Genomic DNA, 15,081 nt, shown 5'->3' with positions numbered 1-15,081 from the left:
TTGAGCGCATTCCACGCTCAAGTGTGGGAGCTGGCTTGCCTGCGATGGCAATGGCACAGTCGCCACCTATCTCAGCGTTGGTGCGTTACCATACCCGGCCGGACGCGGCGCCCTGCTGCGCGCAGGAGTTCGCATGGCCCACCCGTTTGAAACACTCACCCCCGATTTAGTACTCGACGCCGTCGAAAGCATCGGCTTTCTCAGCGACGCGCGCGTGTTGGCGCTTAACAGCTACGAAAACCGCGTGTATCAGGTGGGCATCGAAGACTCCGAGCCGCTGATCGCCAAATTCTACCGCCCGCAGCGCTGGACCAACGAAGCGATCCTGGAAGAACACCGCTTCACCTTCGAACTGGCCGAGTGCGAAGTGCCGGTGGTTGCACCGCTGGTGCATAACGGCGAAAGCCTGTTCGAACACGCGGGCTTTCGCTTCACCCTGTTCCCACGCCGTGGCGGTCGGGCGCCGGAGCCGGGCAACCTGGATCAGCTGTATCGCCTCGGGCAATTGCTCGGCCGTTTACACGCGGTGGGGTCCACCCGCCCGTTTGAACACCGCGAAGCCTTGGGTGTGAAGAACTTCGGTCACGATTCCCTCAACACCTTGCTTGAAGGCAATTTCATTCCCAAAAGCCTGCTGCCCGCTTACGAGTCTGTCGCGCGCGACCTGCTCAAGCGCGTGGAAGAGGTGTACAAGGCCACACCGCACAAGAACATCCGCATGCACGGCGACTGCCACCCCGGCAACATGATGTGCCGCGACGAGATGTTCCACATCGTCGACCTGGACGACTGCCGCATGGGCCCGGCCGTGCAGGACCTGTGGATGATGCTCGCGGGCGACCGTCAGGAATGCCTAGGCCAGCTGTCGGAATTGATGGACGGCTACCAGGAGTTCCACGACTTCGACCCACGCGAACTGGCCTTGATCGAACCCCTGCGCGCCTTGCGCCTGATGCACTACAGCGCCTGGCTGGCCCGGCGCTGGGATGACCCGGCATTCCCCCACAGCTTTCCGTGGTTTGGCAGCGAGCGGTATTGGGGCGACCAGGTGTTGGCGTTGCGTGAGCAACTGTCGGCGCTCAATGAAGAACCCCTCAAACTCTTCTAAAGAGCAGTACACCACCGGTGTGGGAGCTGGCTTGCCTGCGATTCAGACAACTCGGTGTATCAGTGGTACTAAGGTGATTTCATCGCAGGCAAGCCAGCTCCCACAGAAAAGCCCCTGCCTTGCCTGACAAAAATCCTTACAATCGCGCTTTGTAAGCTGCCTGAGCAAGGATTCTGCAATGCACGCCGCCAACCCCCGCAAAGGGTACATCCTGGGCCTGAGTGCCTATGTCATCTGGGGTCTTTTCCCACTTTATTTCAAAGCCATCGCCAGTGTTCCCGCCGCCGAAATCATCGTGCACCGCGTCTTGTGGTCAGCGCTGTTCGGCGGTTTGCTGTTGATGGTGTGGAAGCACCCCGGCTGGTTCCGTGAACTGCGCGACAACCCCAAGCGCCTGGCGATCCTGGCACTCAGTGGTTCGTTGATTGCGGCCAACTGGCTGACCTATGTGTGGTCGGTGAACAGCGGGCGCATGCTGGAAGCGAGCCTGGGTTACTACATCAACCCGTTGGTGAATGTGCTGCTGGGCATGCTGATCCTGGGCGAGCGCCTGCGCCGCCTGCAATGGATCGCCGTCGGGCTGGCGGCGGTGGGTGTGGCGCAGCAAGTGTGGCAAGTCGGCAGTCTGCCGTGGGTGTCGCTGGTGCTGGCACTGACCTTCGGCTTTTACGGTTTGATCCGCAAACAGGCGCCGGTCAAGGCGCTGCCAGGGCTGGTGGTGGAAACCTGGATGCTGGTGCCGATCGCCGTCGCCTGGTTGTTGTTCAACCCATCGGCCCATAGTGCGCAGCTTGAATTTTGGAGCACCTCCGAAGCCTGGTGGCTGGTGGCCGCAGGCCCGGTTACGCTGATTCCGCTGGTGTGTTTTAACGCGGCCGCACGGCATTTGCCCTACACCGCACTGGGCTTTTTGCAATACGTGGCGCCGACGCTAGTGCTGTTGGAAGCGGTGCTGCTGTTCGGTGAACACCTGGCGACCAGCACGCTGATTGCTTTCGCATTTATCTGGGCGGGCCTGGTGGTCTACAGCCTGGATGCCTGGCTGACGGTGCGCAAACGCTGATCAAATAACGTACAAATCTCTGCAAGCCACAGTGCACGTGGCTTGCAGGCATTCACCCCAAGGTTATCCACACCCTGATCCCCGCCATTTGTGCACAAGCCATTGAAACTGCTCGTTTTTTGCTCAATCGACGAAGAAGCCCGGCCGGCATGGCCTGGCGCCGGGTCTCTACAGGTTATCCACAGGCCCATGCAAGATTTCCATGCATAACCTTGTGGACCGATTATTCCTCGTGGTGCAGTTCCACCATCAAATCATCGGCCAAGGTTTCCAGGGACAGCTGCAAGGTATCCAGGGACAACGCGGCCGGCACCTGCAACAACGCTTCGGCGCTAAACAAGGGATCACCGCTCATGGGCGCCGGACGCACATCCGTGCTCAGGCTCGCCAGGTTCACGCCTTGTTTGCTCAATAGCGCCGTGATTTCGCGAACGATGCCTGCGCGGTCATTGCCCACCAACGTCATCATGATCGATTTGGACGCCGAGGCCTGCCCGCTGCTGCCCTCGCCCACCAGCACACGAATGCCGTGGGTGGATAAGTCCTCCAGCGCGCCGACCAGGGCTTGACGCTGTTCCGTCGGCACGCTGACCCGCAAAATCCCGGCAAACTGCCCGGCCATGTGCGCCATGCGGCTTTCCAGCCAGTTACCGCCGTGGGCGGCAATGTTCTGCGCAATGCGTTCAACCAGGCCGGGTTTGTCGGCGGCGATAATAGTGAGTACAAGATGGTCCATGGCGAAGCCCTCGGTGGGTTGATCATCGATTATAGGCACACACCCTGTGGGAGCGGGCTTGCCCGCGATGGGGGGCGTGTCAGTTACACATCCGTGGGCGATGTATTGCTATCGCGGGCAAGCCCGCTCCCACACAAAGCCAATTCCTACAGAAGTGGTCAAAAACAAATCGTGTACCATTTTTATATTTATCTGGAACAATCTAATAGTTTTTTGAGAACATCTGATTCTCCGCTGTGACCGTACGACCAAAATGAGTCGCCAAACGACGTATTTAGTCTAATTTTCACAACCGCAAGTCATCATGTAGTATGCCAAACCGTGCACTACATAATGAAAATCTGAAACAGCGCATAAGCTCCGCAGAGTGAGGCAAGCAATGACTGAACACGTTCAAGTCGGTGGCCTGCAGGTCGCCAAAGTCCTGTTCGACTTCGTGAACAACGAAGCCATTCCCGGCACCGGCATCACTGCCGACCAGTTCTGGGCCGGCGCCGACAAGGTCATCCACGACCTGGCACCGAAGAACAAAGCCCTACTCGCCAAACGCGATGATTTCCAGGCGCGGATCGACACCTGGCACCAGACCCACGCAGGCAAAGCCCACGACCCAGTGGCCTACAAAGCCTTCCTGCAAGATATCGGCTACCTGCTGCCAGAAGCCGCAGATTTCCAGGCCTCGACCCAAAATGTCGATGACGAAATTGCCCGCATGGCCGGCCCGCAGCTGGTGGTGCCGGTCATGAATGCCCGCTTCGCCCTCAACGCCTCCAATGCACGCTGGGGCTCGCTGTACGACGCGCTGTATGGCACCGATGCCATCAGCGAAGCCGACGGCGCCGAGAAGGGCAAGGGTTACAACAAAGTGCGTGGCGACAAGGTAATTGCCTTCGCCCGTGCTTTCCTCGACGAAGCCGCGCCGCTCACCGCCGGCAGCCACGTCGATTCCACCGGTTACAAGATGGTGGATGGCAAGCTCATCGTCAGCCTCAAGGGCGGCAGCAACAGTGGCCTGCGCGACGACGCACAACTGATCGGTTTCCAGGGCCCTGCGGCCGAGCCGATTGCGATCCTGCTTAAACACAACGGCCTGCACTTCGAAATCCAGATCGACGCCAGCACCCCGGTCGGCCAGACCGACGCCGCCGGCGTCAAAGACGTGCTGATGGAAGCCGCGCTGACCACCATCATGGACTGCGAAGACTCCGTCGCCGCCGTCGATGCCGATGACAAAGTGGTGATCTACCGCAACTGGCTCGGCCTGATGAAAGGCGACCTGGCCGAAGAAGTGGCCAAGGGCGGCAAGACCTTCACCCGCACCATGAACGCCGACCGCGTCTACACCGGCGTGGATGGCCAGGACGTGACCCTGCACGGCCGTTCGCTGCTGTTCGTGCGTAACGTTGGCCACTTGATGACCATCGACGCGATCCTGGATAAAGACGGCAACGAAGTACCGGAAGGTATCCTCGACGGCCTGCTCACCAGCCTGGCGGCGATCCACAGCCTCAACGGCAACAGCAGCCGCAAGAACAGCCGCACCGGTTCCGTCTATATCGTAAAACCGAAGATGCACGGCCCCGAAGAAGCAGCGTTTACCAATGAGCTGTTCGGCCGCATCGAAGACGTGTTGAACCTGCCGCGTAATACGCTGAAAGTCGGGATCATGGACGAGGAGCGCCGCACCACGGTCAACCTCAAGGCCTGCATCAAGGCGGCCAGCGAGCGCGTGGTGTTTATCAACACTGGCTTCCTCGACCGCACCGGCGATGAAATCCACACCTCCATGGAAGCTGGCGCGATGGTGCGCAAGGCCGCCATGAAGGCGGAAAAATGGATCGGTGCCTACGAAAACTGGAACGTCGATATCGGCTTGAGCACCGGCCTGCAAGGTCGTGCACAGATCGGTAAAGGCATGTGGGCCATGCCCGACCTGATGGCGGCGATGCTCGAACAGAAAATCGCTCACCCACTGGCCGGCGCCAACACCGCCTGGGTGCCATCGCCGACGGCGGCTGCGCTGCATGCGCTGCACTACCACAAGGTTGATGTGTTCGCCCGCCAGACCGAACTGGCCAAGCGCGAGCGCGCTTCGGTAGACGATATCCTGACCATTCCTCTGGCCAGCAACACCGATTGGTCTGACGAAGAAATCCGCAACGAACTGGATAACAACGCCCAGGGCATCCTCGGCTATGTGGTCCGTTGGATCGACCAGGGCGTCGGCTGCTCGAAAGTGCCGGACATCAACGATGTGGGCCTGATGGAAGACCGCGCCACCCTGCGCATCTCCAGCCAGCACATCGCCAACTGGTTGCGCCACGGCATCGTCAACGAAGCCCAAGTGATGGAAAGCCTCAAGCGCATGGCGCCGGTGGTGGACCGTCAGAATGCCGGGGATGCGCTGTATCGCCCGCTGGCACCGGATTTCGACAGCAACATCGCGTTCCAGGCGGCGGTGGAGTTGGTGATTGAAGGGACTAAACAGCCGAATGGGTATACGGAGCCGGTGTTGCATCGTCGGCGTCGTGAGTTCAAGGCTAAAAACGGCCTGTAAATGAAAAAAGCCCTGATCGCAAGATCAGGGCTTTACTGTTTTAACCATTGCACTTCATGCAATGAGCTAAACAATAGGACTGCCGCTCGAAAAAACATAACTATCTGACATTTATCTTCATCAAGGCTCATTAATCAACCGTCACAATGAGCACCCTCTCGCGCACTTACAAAGCGCTGCCTATAGCAGTAAAACTCCAAATGCCTGCACTCCAAAAACCAGGAATGCTTACAGAACAACTCAATTAATTACAAATCATCATTCCACTCAGAAGCACCTACCACTTTATATTCGACCCCCTTATCTGCAAACATCCCATTCAGCTCATACGCCCGTTTGCTCGCGGAGTGGGTGACAGTTTCCTTCAAAGTACCGCTCATAAAAAAATATTTATTGCTAATACCGTCCTTCAAGGTCCAAATAAATTTTTCATCCTTGCTTTCAAATTTATAAGTAGCGACCCCATCCTCAGTTTGAGGCTTAAAAAACACAGAGAAGGTATCAGCCCCCCGATAGCTGTAGAGCCCGGAGTCTTCGCCCGCAATTTCAACATTAACATCGTGAGAATCAAAACTTTTATAAAAGCTGCCTTTCTTGGTGATTTCCAGCTTCATAAAATTGGCAGTGGTGTAACTTCCATTTGTGCTCATGACTGGCCTCTGTTCTCTAGTAAGTTGAGGCGGTGATTCCGACCGCCCTCAAACCAAGTGAACAGCGATGCTCACACCACCGCTACTGTCAAAGTTGACAGTTCTTACAGAAGTCCGACCAGCGGTAGCTACTGCGCCATCCCCAATTCCCGCTTGACCATCTTCGCCAACTTCACGCTATCAATCGGCTTGAGCAAAAAATCCACCACGCTCAAATGCATCGCATCAATCACATCCGGCGCTTCCGCGTCCCCCGACATGATGATGATCGGCAACGCCGCACGGGTTGACTCGCGCACTTTGCGAATCAATTGCAGGCCGTTGCTCGGCGCCATGCGCAAATCGGTGATCAGCAAACCGATGGAACTGCTGGAGCTCAACAAATCCCACGCTGTCTCGCCACTGTCGGCGGTCATGCAGCGAATGCCGTCCAGACCCAGGATCTCCGCAAGCAATTCACGAGCGTCCTTGTCGTCGTCGACAATCAACACCCGCTGTGGCGGCAAATCGGGCTCCAGCATCACGGCGCTCAGCGCCTCGCGCTCGGCATCACTCAAAATATCGTGGTCGGACATACGTTTCTCAGCAGTTCTATTCAATCTCCCAGCACACTCGTCAGACATCTGCGGAAGGGCGAACAATGTGCACTTCGTCGGAAAGTTTGCCTAGTGGGCGTTCTACGGGGTTTGGACGATAGTCATGTAAGGTTTTTCCCTAGTCGTGAATGGTTTTGCCCAGACCTAGACTTACGTCCAATGGGCACCCGCCGCGCGGGAGTCGACCATGCAGGACGATAACGACAAAAAAACTGCGGTCACTGTTATGAGTAAAGCTGATGCTTTCACGCACGCGGGAAAAACCGCCGTGTTGCAGAACATCCACGGCACCCTGCAATTCCTGCAACGCTTCCCACCGTTCAACCAGATGGAAAACGCCCACCTGGCGTTCTTGGTCGAACAGTGCCAGCTGCGTTTCTACGGCCCCGGCGACAGCATTCTCAAACCGTCCGGCGGGCCGGTGGAGCACTTCTATATCGTCAAGCAGGGCCGCGTAGTCGGCGAGCGGCCGGACTCGACGCAAGCCACCTTCGAGATCACCACCGGCGAGTGCTTCCCTCTTGCCGCGTTGCTGGGTGAGCGTGCGACACGCACCGAGCACAAAGCCGCCGAAGACACCTTCTGCCTGCAACTGAACAAGCCGGCGTTTATCAAGCTGTTCGCCCTTTCCAGCCCGTTTCGCGATTTTGCCCTGCGCGGAGTCAGCAGCCTGTTGGATCAGGTCAACCAGCAGGTGCAGCAAAAGGCCGTGGAAACCCTCGGCACCCAGTATTCGCTGAACACCCGCCTGGGTGAATTGGCCATGCGCCATCCGGTCACCTGCAGCCCGACCACGCCGCTGCGCGAAGCGGTGACGCTGATGCATGAGCAACAAGTGGGCAGCATCGTGATCGTCGACGCGCACAAGGCGCCGCTGGGGATTTTCACCTTGCGCGACCTGCGCCAGGTGGTCGCCGATGGCACCGGCGATTTCAATCAAGCCATCGCCGGCCATATGACCCAGGCGCCGTTCTTTTTAAGCCCGGACCACAGCGCTTTCGATGCCGCCATCGCCATGACCGAGCGACACATCGCCCATGTGTGCCTGGTAAAAGACCAGCGCCTGTGTGGCGTGGTGTCCGAGCGCGACCTGTTTTCCCTGCAACGGGTCGACCTGGTGCACTTGGCCCGCACCATCCGCAACGCGCCCCGGGTGGAAAACCTGGTGGTGATTCGCGGCGAGATCGGCCAACTGGTGGAACGCATGCTGGCCCATGGTGCGTCGTCCACCCAGATCACCCACATCATTACCCTGCTCAACGACCACACCGTGTGCCGGGTGATCGAACTGACTCTGGCCGAGAAAGGTGACCCTGACGTGCCCTTCAGCTGGCTGTGTTTCGGCAGCGAAGGGCGCCGCGAGCAAACACTGTTTACCGACCAGGACAACGGCATCCTGTTTGAAGCCAAGGACGCCGCCGAAGCCGCCGAGATCCGCGGTCGCCTGCTGCCCCTGGCGCAGCAGATCAACCAAAGCCTGGCGTTGTGCGGCTTCAGCCTGTGCAAGGGCAATATCATGGCCGGCAACCCCGAGCTGTGCCTGTCACGGGCCGAATGGGCGCGACGCTTCGGTGCATTTATTCGCGAGGCCACGCCGGAGAACCTGCTCGGGTCGAGCATCTATTTCGATATGCGCGTGGTGTGGGGTGACGAGCGCGGTTGCGAGCAACTGCGCCAGGGCATTCTGGATCAGGTGGCCGATAACCGCTTATTCCAACGCATGCTGGCCGAGAACGCCTTGCGCCAGCGCCCGCCGGTCGGGCGTTTCCGCGACTTTGTGCTGACGCGCAAAGGCACCGAAAAGGCCACGCTCGACCTCAAGGTGCAGGGCCTTACGCCCTTTGTAGATGGCGCGCGCCTGTTGGCCCTGGCCAACGGTATCCACGCCAACAATACCTTGGAGCGCCTGCGCCAACTGGTGGTCAAGGAGGTCATTGAGCCGCTGGATGGCGCTGCCTATGAGGAGGCCTATCACTTTATCCAGCAAACCCGCATGCAGCAGCATCAGCTGCAAACCCGCGAGAACCTGCCGTATTCCAACCGCGTCGACCCCGACAGCCTCAACCACCTGGACCGGCGCATCCTGCGTGAATCCCTGCGCCAGGCCCAACGCCTGCAAAGCAGCCTGACGCTACGGTATCAGCTGTGAGCCTGTTCAGTTGGCTGCGCAAGAACAAGCCCGGGCTCGACGCGGCTCAGCAGCAGCGACTGGCACAATTGCCCAAGCCCGCATTGCTGGGCGAAGGGTCGTTACGCAGCCAGCGTTGGGTGGTGGTCGACCTGGAAACCAGCGGCCTGAACCTCAACCGCGACCAAGTGCTGTCCATCGGCGCGGTGGTGATCGAGGATGGCGCGGTGGATTTTTCGCAGATGTTCGAACGCACCCTGCAACAGCCCAACACCAAGCTCAGCCCCAGCGTGCTGATCCATGGCCTCGGCCCCAGTGCAATTGCCGCCGGCAGCGACCCGGCGCAAGCCTTGCTGGATTTTATGGCCTTTGTCGGCGACAGCCCATTGCTGGCGTTCCATGCGCCGTTCGACCAACACATGCTGTGCCGGGCGCTTAAGAGCAGCCTGGGCTATCGGCTGGCCCATCCGTTCCTCGATGTAGCCGACATCGCCCCGCTGTTGTGCCCCGACGCGAATATTCGCGAGGCCGGGCTCGACGACTGGATCAACCACTTCAAGCTGCACGTGGGCGAACGCCATCACGCCAGTGCCGATGCGTTGGCCACGGCAGAGCTGATGCTCATCCTGTTCAGCCGTGCGCGCCAACAGGGAATCGACAGCCCACAGGTGCTGCAAGAGCGCTTGAGCCAATGGACACGTCGCAAACAAGCGCCCTCTTTGTAGGGGACGCTGAGCGTCCCAGGAGGCATTACCACGCAGAGCGTGGGAACGATCGCCCGACAGACGCCAATTGCGCCCACTCCCTGCCTCTGACACAATCGCGAATAATTCTCGTTAGTTTAAACCCCTTGTTTATTCGGTGATGCCTTGTCGTCGGTCCAAACCCCACACAGTGAGCTTGTTGGCGCGTTGTATCGCGACCATCGTGGCTGGCTGTTGGCGTGGCTGCGACGCAATGTGGCCTGCCCGAGCCGCGCCGAAGACTTAAGCCAGGACACCTTCATACGCCTGCTGGGCCGGGACGAGCTGCGCGAACCGCGCGAGCCACGTGCGTTCCTGGTGGCCATCGCCAAAGGCTTGCTGTTCGACTACTTCCGCCGCGCGGCGCTGGAGCAGGCGTACCTCAGCGAGCTGATGCTGATCCCGGAAAGCGAACACCCCTCGCCCGAAGCACAGCAACTGATCCTCGAAGACCTCAAGGCCATCGACCGCCTGCTCGGCAAGCTGTCGAGCAAGGCCCGCGCTGCCTTCCTCTATAACCGCCTCGACGGCCTGGGCCACGCCGAAATCGCCCAGCGCCTGGGTGTGTCGGTGCCACGTGTGCGCCAGTACCTGGCCCAAGGCATTCGCCAGTGCTACATCGCACTGTATGGCGAACCGCTGTGACAGGCTCCAAACCGGTCACCGCCCGTGTGCTGGATGCGGCGATTGCCTGGCAACTCTCGCTGGGCTCAGGCGACGGCAGCCTGGTTGCACAGGAAGAGTTCGCCAAATGGCTGGCCAGTGATGAAGAACACGCACGCGCCTGGCGTCAGCTGGGCATGCTCGACCAGCGCTTCAGCGTAGCTTCTGGCCCGGCGCGCGCGGCGCTGTTGCAGTCACGCCAAGGCATTCGCCAGCGCGTGCGCAAGTTGGGCGGCGGTTTGGCCAGCATCGCGCTGGTGATCGGCCTGGCGCTGTTTGCCGATGAACGTTACGTGCCGATCCATTATTGGCTGGCGGACCAACGCACAGCGACCGGCGAACAACGCACGCTGAAGCTGGCCGACGGCACACTGATCAACCTCAACACCCACAGCGCCATCGACGTGCGCTTTGATGAAAAACGCCGATTGATCGTGTTGCAGGAAGGCGAAATCCAAGTCGAAACCGGCCACAACGATGCGCGGCCGTTCTACGTGCAAACCCGCGACGGCAGCCTGCGCGCCCTGGGCACGCGGTTTATCGTCAGGCGCGAAGACGACGCCACGCGCCTGAGCGTGCTGCAGTCTGCCGTGGCCGCCCAGCCTGAGGCGCTGCATCAGGAGCAGATTTTCAAGCAAGGCCAGCAAGTGCTGATGCGCAGCGACGGCCTCGGCCCTGCGCGGGTGCTCACACCCGCCGCAGACGCCTGGACGCGCGGCATGCTGGTGGTCGACAACGCCCGCCTGGGCGATGTGGTTGCAGAGCTGAGTCGTTACCGCACCGGCTACCTGGGCGTGGATAAAACCGTGGCCGACCTGCGCATCACCGGCAGCTTCCCGCTGCACGACACCACCCTGGCGCTGAATGCCCTGCTGCCGACCTTGCCGGTGCAGATCGAGCAGCACACGCCGTGGTGGGTGACCGTGAAGGCTAAGCCTTAGGTTTTTCAGTGCCTGGCCGATCGCCTTCGCAGGCAAGCCAGCTACCACCTTTGGAATTGTGAACACCGTTAAAGGTGGGAGCTGGCTTGCCTGCGATGAGGCCCTCAAAGCTACCTCAAAAAAATATTTTCACCCAGCCCTATCACTTTCTGATTCTCATCCGGCACCTAGGCAATTGAGAAATATTTTCATTCAGGAGCCGCCCCATGTCCCGCACGCTAGACACCTTGTTGCGCCCCAGCCTGTTAGCCATGGCCATTGCCCTCAGCGCCCCGCTGACGAGCACCGCGCTGATCGCCGCCGAACAGGCTAGCAACGTGCGCGCCTACAACCTGCCGGCTGCGCCATTGGCGAGCACCCTGAACCAGATCGCCAGCCAGTCGGGCCTGGCCCTGACGCTGAACCCTTCGCTGGCAGCGGGCAAGACCTCAGCACCGGTCAAAGGCCAATTCGATGCCCAGGCCGCGTTGCGCGAGGCGTTGCGTGGCACCGGGTTGCAATTGGAGCAAAGCAGTGCCGGGACGTTTACGCTGGTGCCTGTCCCGGAAGGTGTCGTGGCGTTGCCAGAGACCAGCATCATTGCCCAGGGCAGCGATGAAAGCGCCTGGGGGCCAGTCGACGGCTACCTGGCCAAGCGCACCGCCGCTGGCACCAAGACCGACACCGCGCTGGTCGAAGCGCCGCGCTCGATCTCCATCGCCACCCGTGAGCAGATGCAGGACCGCAACGTCCAGAACCTGGATGACGCGGTTAAATACATGCCCGGCATCGTGTCCGCCAGCTACGGCAGCGACACCCGCTATGACTGGATGCGCGTGCGCGGCTTCGAACCCACGCAATTCCTCGACGGACTGCCACTGCCACGCGGCGTGTACGCCAACCCCAAAGCCGAAACCTGGAACCTCGACCGCCTCGCCCTGCTGCGTGGCCCGGCCTCGTCGGTCTACGGCCAAACGCCGCCGGGCGGCCTGCTGGACATGGTCAGCCGCCGTCCCAGCGCAGAACAAAGCAGCGCCATCCAGGTGCAATACGGCAGTGACAACTACCGCCAGATCAACTTCGCCAGCACCGGCAAGATTGATGATGAAGGGCAGTTTCTGTATGGCCTCAGTGGCGTGGTGCGCGATGCCGGCACCCAGATCGATCACATCGACAACAAGCGCTACAACATTGCGCCGAGCCTGACCTGGAATATCGACCCGGATACCAAGCTGACTTTCCTGTCGCAGTTCACCCGCGACGATACCGGCGCCACCAGCCAGTTTTTGCCCATCCAGGGCACCAAGATCAAATCACCACTGGGTGATATTTCCCATCACAAAAACCTGGGCGACCCGAACTACGAGTTCTACGACCGCACCTACTACGCATTGGGCTATGCCTTCGAGCATCGCTTCAATGACACTTGGCAGTTCCGTCAGAACCTGCGCTACACCAAATCGGAGTTGTCATTTCAGACACTCACCGTAGGTGCGTATCCCTACACGATGGTTGATGCAGACGGCAACGTCGGCCGCACGTCGACAAACGTGGACGAGAACATCGGCCAATTGGCCCTGGACAACAACTTCCAGGCCGACTTCGCCACCGGCGAAATCTCCCACACCCTGCTGCTCGGCCTGGATCACCAGCGCACCGATACCTCTTACCTGTCGATTTACGGCGATGGCCTGAAGACCAACGTTAACAATCCGATCTACGGCCAGCCCATCGTTCGTCCCGCTCGCTCCGGGGCTTATTACGACTACAACCAGAAAACCGTGCAGACCGGCCTGTACGCTCAAGACCAGATGGCGCTTGACCAATGGCGCCTGACCTTGGGCGGCCGCGAAGACTGGGTGCATCAGGGCACCACGTACTTCAACCAGAAAGATGCGACCAATACCGACCGAATCAAACATTTCAGCGGCAACGCCGCACTCAGCTACGTATTTGATTCCGGCTTCGTACCCTATATTTCCTACGCTGAATCCTTCCAACCTGCGAGCAATGCCAGCGTCTCGGCAACCGAATCGTACAAACCCACCGAAGGCAAACAGTGGGAACTGGGTATCAAGTACCAGCCACCGGGCTCGAACACTTTGCTCAGTGCCGCCGTGTATGACCTGACCCAGAAAAACGTGCTGGTAACTACCACTACCGCCGGCAGCATTCCAGTCACCAACCAGACCGGTGAAGTGAAAGTCAAAGGCCTGGAACTGGAAGCAGTGTCTGATGTGACCGAAAACCTCAAAGTTATCGCTTCCTATACCTTGGCCAAATCCGAGGTGCAAAAAGGCGACTACAAAGGTAATCGTCTGCAACTGATGCCAAACCAGCAAGCAACCCTGTGGACAGATTACACCTGGCACACGGGTGTCCTCGACGGCTTCGGTATTGGCTTGGGTGCTCGCTACACCGGCAATACCTATGGCGACCAAGGCAATACATGGTTGGGCAAGGCCGACGCCTACACTGTGTTCGATGCGGCCGTGCACTACGACCTCGGCCGTCTGGACAACAGCCTCAAAGGTGCCTCGGTGAAACTGAACGCAACCAACCTGTTCGACAAGGATTACATTTCAACCTGTGATGGTTTCTATTGCTACTACGGCGACCAACGCAGCGTCGTCGCCAGCGCCACCTATCAGTGGTAATCGGCTGAGTTAACAACCGGGCCGCCCCTGTGGGCGGCTTCGGTGTGTCTGAAGGCTAGAAAATGAAAAGCAAAACCATCCGCCGCTGGTCCTTTATCCACACCTGGACCAGCCTGATCTGCACGGTGTTCCTGCTGCTGCTTGCCCTTACCGGCCTGCCGCTGGTGTTTCACCACGAGATCGACCACCTGCTGGGCAACGAGCCGGAACTGGCACAGATGCCCGCCGACACGCCGCAGCTGAACCTTGAGCAGTTGGTGGCCAAAGCCCAGGCCCATCGCCCCGGCGAGGCCATGCAGTACCTGGCGTGGGACGAAGACGACAAAAACGGTGTGATCGCGATCATGGCTGCCACGGCCGGCACCGAGCCCAACTCGTCCCACACCTTCATGCTGGATGCGCGCACCGGTGAGGCCGTGGAAACCCCGGCGGCCAATGGCGGGTTGACCCTGTTCCTGCTGCGCTTGCACGTGGATATGTTCGCCGGGCTGCCAGGCAAGTTGCTGCTGGCGTTCATGGGCATTCTGTTTGTGGTGGCAATTGTCTCGGGTACGGTGCTGTACCTGCCGTTTATGCGCCGGTTGAAGTTCGCCACCGTGCGTAAAGACAAATCCACCCGTCTGCGCTGGCTCGACCTGCACAACCTGATCGGCGTGGTCACGCTGACCTGGGCGCTGGTGGTGGGTGTCACCGGCGTGATCAGCGCCTGCGCCGATTTGATCATCGCCGCCTGGCGCCAGGACAGCCTCAGCGCCATGATCGAGCCGTACAAAAACGCGCCGCCGCTGACCCAACGCGCACCGGCCACCGAACTGCTGAGCATCGCCGCCAAGGCCGCGCCCGGCATGGAGCCGGACTTTATCGCCTTCCCCGGTACGCGCTTTTCCAGCGAACACCACTACGCGGTGTTCATGAAGGGCAGCACGCATCTGACCTCACACCTGCTCACGCCGGTGCTGATCGACGCCAGCACCCTGGCCGTCACCGCCATCGCCGAACGGCCGTGGTACATGGACGCCATGGGCATGTCCCAGCCGCTGCACTTTGGCGACTATGGCGGCCTGCCGATGAAGATCCTCTGGGCGGTGCTGGATGTACTGACCATCATCGTGTTGGGCAGCGGTGTTTACCTGTGGATTGTGCGGCGCAAGGCGGCCAAGTCATGAAGCCGCGCCAATCGAGTTTCTGGAAGGTGTTTGGCATTCCGCTGGGGATTGGCCTGCTCAGCGCTGCCGGGTTGTTTGCGGCGCTGTTGGGTGA

The 15,081-nt window shown here is 59.8% G+C and carries 12 protein-coding genes; 9 read left to right on the top strand and 3 right to left on the bottom strand.

Annotation, left to right across the window (positions count from 1 at the left end):
* Nucleotides 1–133: 133 nt before the first annotated feature.
* Together FEM54_RS08140 and rarD are read left to right on the top strand one after the other, a co-directional pair.
* Complete coding sequence (locus tag FEM54_RS08140) at nucleotides 134–1,108, top strand: serine/threonine protein kinase (protein WP_056857817.1); 975 nt, start codon at nucleotides 134–136, stop codon at nucleotides 1,106–1,108.
* Between the two features lie 178 nt (nucleotides 1,109–1,286).
* Nucleotides 1,287–2,171: an EamA family transporter RarD gene (gene rarD, locus FEM54_RS08135; protein ID WP_017138019.1), complete on the top strand. Its 885-nt coding sequence runs from the start codon at nucleotides 1,287–1,289 to the stop codon at nucleotides 2,169–2,171.
* Nucleotides 2,172–2,394: 223 nt separating this feature from the next.
* Here the strand turns inward: rarD and FEM54_RS08130 are convergent, their stop codons facing one another.
* The gene (locus FEM54_RS08130) at nucleotides 2,395–2,907 is read right to left on the bottom strand and encodes a glycine cleavage system transcriptional repressor (RefSeq protein ID WP_017138018.1); all 513 of its coding nucleotides are present in this window, start codon (nucleotides 2,905–2,907) and stop codon (nucleotides 2,395–2,397) included.
* A gap of 379 nt (nucleotides 2,908–3,286) precedes the next feature.
* On the opposite strand from FEM54_RS08130, the gene FEM54_RS08125 reads away from it, so the two are divergent.
* Nucleotides 3,287–5,464, top strand: coding sequence for a malate synthase G (locus tag FEM54_RS08125; protein ID WP_138450363.1), 2,178 nt, complete (start codon nucleotides 3,287–3,289; stop codon nucleotides 5,462–5,464).
* 248 nt (nucleotides 5,465–5,712) lie between these two features.
* On the opposite strand, the gene FEM54_RS08120 is transcribed toward FEM54_RS08125, so the two are convergent.
* On the bottom strand, nucleotides 5,713–6,114 hold the full coding sequence (locus FEM54_RS08120; protein WP_138450361.1) for a hypothetical protein: 402 nt from the start codon (nucleotides 6,112–6,114) through the stop codon (nucleotides 5,713–5,715).
* A gap of 128 nt (nucleotides 6,115–6,242) precedes the next feature.
* Nucleotides 6,243–6,689: a response regulator gene (locus tag FEM54_RS08115; protein WP_017138015.1), complete on the bottom strand. Its 447-nt coding sequence runs from the start codon at nucleotides 6,687–6,689 to the stop codon at nucleotides 6,243–6,245.
* 247 nt (nucleotides 6,690–6,936) lie between these two features.
* On the opposite strand from FEM54_RS08115, the gene FEM54_RS08110 reads away from it, so the two are divergent.
* The 6 genes from FEM54_RS08110 to FEM54_RS08085 all read left to right on the top strand — a co-directional run bounded on the left by FEM54_RS08110 (nucleotide 6,937) and on the right by FEM54_RS08085 (nucleotide 14,987).
* Entirely contained in the window at nucleotides 6,937–8,859 is a 1,923-nt protein-coding gene (locus FEM54_RS08110; RefSeq protein WP_171045807.1) for a putative nucleotidyltransferase substrate binding domain-containing protein, read from the top strand.
* Nucleotides 8,856–9,563: a 3'-5' exonuclease gene (locus tag FEM54_RS08105; protein ID WP_138450357.1), complete on the top strand. Its 708-nt coding sequence runs from the start codon at nucleotides 8,856–8,858 to the stop codon at nucleotides 9,561–9,563. The genes FEM54_RS08110 and FEM54_RS08105 overlap by 4 nt, the downstream gene beginning before the upstream one ends.
* A 144-nt stretch (nucleotides 9,564–9,707) precedes the next feature.
* Nucleotides 9,708–10,226, top strand: coding sequence for an RNA polymerase sigma factor (locus tag FEM54_RS08100; RefSeq protein ID WP_017138011.1), 519 nt, complete (start codon nucleotides 9,708–9,710; stop codon nucleotides 10,224–10,226).
* A complete protein-coding gene (locus tag FEM54_RS08095) occupies nucleotides 10,223–11,185 on the top strand; it encodes a FecR domain-containing protein (RefSeq protein ID WP_138450355.1) in 963 nt (320 codons plus the stop codon). The genes FEM54_RS08100 and FEM54_RS08095 overlap by 4 nt, the downstream gene beginning before the upstream one ends.
* A 206-nt stretch (nucleotides 11,186–11,391) precedes the next feature.
* Nucleotides 11,392–13,821 carry a TonB-dependent siderophore receptor gene (locus FEM54_RS08090; protein WP_138450353.1) on the top strand — a complete coding sequence of 810 codons (2,430 nt, stop codon included), beginning with the start codon at nucleotides 11,392–11,394 and terminating at the stop codon, nucleotides 13,819–13,821.
* 62 nt (nucleotides 13,822–13,883) lie between these two features.
* The gene (locus FEM54_RS08085; RefSeq protein WP_017138008.1) at nucleotides 13,884–14,987 is read left to right on the top strand and encodes a PepSY-associated TM helix domain-containing protein; all 1,104 of its coding nucleotides are present in this window, start codon (nucleotides 13,884–13,886) and stop codon (nucleotides 14,985–14,987) included.
* The last annotated feature ends 94 nt before the right edge of the window (nucleotides 14,988–15,081 follow it).

This window comes from Pseudomonas edaphica (genome assembly GCF_005863185.1).
GTDB classification, from domain to species: domain Bacteria; phylum Pseudomonadota; class Gammaproteobacteria; order Pseudomonadales; family Pseudomonadaceae; genus Aquipseudomonas; species Aquipseudomonas edaphica.
This window is presented reverse-complemented; position numbering and strand designations above follow the sequence as displayed.

Coding starts and splice junctions, on each gene's coding strand:
- rarD (WP_017138019.1), top strand. CDS start 1,287: ATGCACGCCGCCAACCCCCGCAAAGGGTACATCCTGGGCCTGAGTGCC.
- FEM54_RS08140 (WP_056857817.1), top strand. CDS start 134: ATGGCCCACCCGTTTGAAACACTCACCCCCGATTTAGTACTCGACGCC.
- FEM54_RS08090 (WP_138450353.1), top strand. CDS start 11,392: ATGTCCCGCACGCTAGACACCTTGTTGCGCCCCAGCCTGTTAGCCATG.
- FEM54_RS08110 (WP_171045807.1), top strand. CDS start 6,937: ATGAGTAAAGCTGATGCTTTCACGCACGCGGGAAAAACCGCCGTGTTG.
- FEM54_RS08130 (WP_017138018.1), bottom strand. CDS start 2,907: ATGGACCATCTTGTACTCACTATTATCGCCGCCGACAAACCCGGCCTG.
- FEM54_RS08120 (WP_138450361.1), bottom strand. CDS start 6,114: ATGAGCACAAATGGAAGTTACACCACTGCCAATTTTATGAAGCTGGAA.
- FEM54_RS08085 (WP_017138008.1), top strand. CDS start 13,884: ATGAAAAGCAAAACCATCCGCCGCTGGTCCTTTATCCACACCTGGACC.
- FEM54_RS08115 (WP_017138015.1), bottom strand. CDS start 6,689: ATGTCCGACCACGATATTTTGAGTGATGCCGAGCGCGAGGCGCTGAGC.
- FEM54_RS08125 (WP_138450363.1), top strand. CDS start 3,287: ATGACTGAACACGTTCAAGTCGGTGGCCTGCAGGTCGCCAAAGTCCTG.